Raw genomic sequence first — 2,741 nt, 5'->3', positions numbered from 1 at the left:
GTCAGTTTTTTTTACGGATTCGGAATCCTAAAGCATACACGACCCTTTCTTCACTTCTACTATATAAAAAATAGTAGTGCGAACCAATGCCTTGGCCTGCACTACTAATCTTAGTATGTTTTCTTTTTTCAACTATTCAATTGCTATAGGATAAACCGGGTTCTTATCGACTGTTATAACACGTGGCTTTGAAACATGAAAAGACGGCAAAGCTTTCTTGAAAAAGCGCTTTGCAGCCTTATGATTTCTTGTTTTGCTTAGGAAAAAATCGATTGTTTTTCCTTTCGAATCAACAGCACGATACAGGTACATCCATTGACCTTTTACTTTAATATATGTTTCATCGACTCTCCAAGAGTCATTTGTTTGTTTGAGGTAACGTCGGTTCCGTTTGTCCAATTCAGGACCATACTGATGAACCCAACGCATAATCGTTGTATGAGAAATAGATAAACCCCGTTCCTCCATCATTTCTACCAAATCACGAAGGCTTAAATTGTACCGCAGGTACCAACGTACAGTTAACAAAATAATATCAGGCTGATAGTGCTTCCATTTGAACAAATTTTTCTTTTCCATACCAATCACACACCTTTTTAGAGTAATAGTATCAGTATGTCCAAGACTTAGAGATTACTTGCAATTGCCTTGAAGTTTTTGCACCAGAACCAAATATTGTCTATACATGAAGCGGATAAGCTTCATGTACAGGCAATATTACATATTAATACTTTAGGAAGTTATAAAATAAAGAGGTGGCTTTTAAATGTATAATGAGTCATTATATTATCCTTATATAAATTATAATCAATACTTCGATCGTCAATTCCCTGGTCTTCAAATTCCTGGTTTACCAGGAACATCAGGTTTTCCAGGTGGACCAGGTTTTCCGGGTGGACCAGGTTTTCCGGGTGGACCAGGTTTTCCGGGTGGACCAGGTTTTCCGGGTGGACCAAGTTTTCCGGGTGGACCAGGTTTTCCAGGTGAACAAAGTTCACAAGCTCCAACATCTCCTCCCCCATCATTTATTCCTCAACAATCAACTGCTTCACCATTTGCTGTTGATCCAGGAGCAATTTCATTCTGTTTATTTCGAAATACCTATATATGGCTTAGTAATGGTGAACAATTTTGGTATTTTCCAATTTTTGTAGGACCAAGGTCTGTTGCTGGTTTTAGATGGAACGGTAGGTTTTGGGTTATTTTTGGAATTGATACGAGAAGGATTATTTCATTTACATGCTTTTAAAAATTGTAGAGTAGCGATAAAGGCTTAATTATATAAACAAAAGAGGTATTAGAATGAAAAACTTTCAATCATTTGAGGGTACAATAACTATGATTAACGATTTTGTAACAGGATCAAATGAAGAAATGGGATGTAATAAGTTAATATCCGTAAATAATGGTTATGGAACTCTAATAAATTTTGTAGTGAAACCAAATACTTATTTTATTGACTATGCAACAGTAGTAATAGGAGATAAAATAAGTGGATTTTATGATGCTAACGCTCCTGTTCCTCTCATTTTCCCACCACAATTTCAAGCAATTGTTATGGCTAAATATACACCGCATCAAAATGTAAAAGTAGACTATTTTAATGAACAGTTGGAGAGTGGTGATGGAAAATTAAAATTAAATATTTCTCCTTCTACTCAAATTTTATTAACAAACGGTCAATTGTTTACAGGGAATCTTGTGAATCGAAATTTAATAGCTATTTACGGTTTTACAACAATGAGTATACCAGCTCAAACTACACCATATAAAATCATTGTTTTGTGTTAAAAGGGATGCAGACCGATGCTCATCAAGCTAACAAAAAGAAACACCCTATTAGCAAAGATGAGATTTCATTTTTAGAAATTGTCTTTGCCTATAAAATTCGGACTTATCTTAATTTCAATGTGAGAACTATTGGATTATCAATGGTTCTCACATTGTTTACATGTATTAAACGGAAGTTTGGTTTCTTCTTAAAACTCAAGCGTATAAACAAGCTTTTACATTAATATGAAGTCCAATCAATTAGTTTAGATTTTGAAAAATAATATTTTAATGAAATCCAATATATAAAACATGGTTATCAAGTCGGAGGAAGACACCTTAGGGCGTTTATTCTTTATTTTCAAAAAGACATGCTAAAAGAAAACGAATTTTGCAACAGAATGCTCTGAATCATCTTTTTCACTTAACTTAGTGTCCAATTTAGTGTCGCATCTCCAATTGCTGCGTAATTTTTCTGTCTAACTTTTCGGGTTCAGTTCATTATATTTTCTACTTTATCTTTATATACAACATATTCTTTCCCATCCACTACTGCTACCACCGCAAATTCATCTTTTGGATTGAATGACAGCCAATCAGCCCACATATTTGTATTTGGCCCTCCACCCCACATATTATGAACCGTTTTTTTAGTTAAATTCATAACTTTATAAGACGCATTTGGTGCATTTGATCCAGTCTTTATTTCAAATGTATATGCGTTATGAATTTTTTTACAAAAGTAGAAAACACTGGATGGACGAAGCTGATTCATAAAATCCTGTTCTTTTTTCTCTGCAATTTTTATCCCTTCTTGTAATGTGACAACATCTGTTCGTAATGTTTTCCAACTGTCTTTCGCTGCATTCAAGTTAGGGGTTAAGAATTTATATCTATTTTGATCCGCTTTTTGATCCGCTTTATCAATATGTCCCAGTACGCCCGAATATTGAGAGTCTAAATCATCCCAT

Annotated in this window: 2 protein-coding genes and 2 pseudogenes; 2 read left to right on the top strand and 2 right to left on the bottom strand. The window is 34.3% G+C overall.

All coding sequences use genetic code 11. The features are described 5' to 3' along the window. Positions 1–135: 135 nt before the first annotated feature. Positions 136–579 (bottom strand): annotated as a pseudogene (locus AC1DKZ_RS32590) (IS6 family transposase); the annotation flags it as partial. A 187-nt stretch (positions 580–766) separates the two neighbouring features. Between AC1DKZ_RS32590 and AC1DKZ_RS32585 the strand changes: the two are divergent. Further along, complete coding sequence (locus AC1DKZ_RS32585) at positions 767–1,249, top strand: collagen-like protein (protein WP_476997952.1); 483 nt, start codon at positions 767–769, stop codon at positions 1,247–1,249. Between the two features lie 53 nt (positions 1,250–1,302). Continuing rightward, a complete protein-coding gene (locus AC1DKZ_RS32580; protein ID WP_219302224.1) occupies positions 1,303–1,791 on the top strand; it encodes a hypothetical protein in 489 nt (162 codons plus the stop codon). 472 nt (positions 1,792–2,263) lie between these two features. On the opposite strand, the pseudogene AC1DKZ_RS32575 reads toward AC1DKZ_RS32580, so the two are convergent. Further along, positions 2,264–2,741 (bottom strand): annotated as a pseudogene (locus AC1DKZ_RS32575) (hemolysin BL regulatory component HblB); the annotation flags it as partial.

The sequence above is a fragment of the Bacillus sp. 05T21 genome (assembly GCF_056396785.1).
The sequence above is the reverse complement of the archived record's forward strand: the minus strand, read 5'-3'. Positions and strand labels throughout refer to the sequence as shown.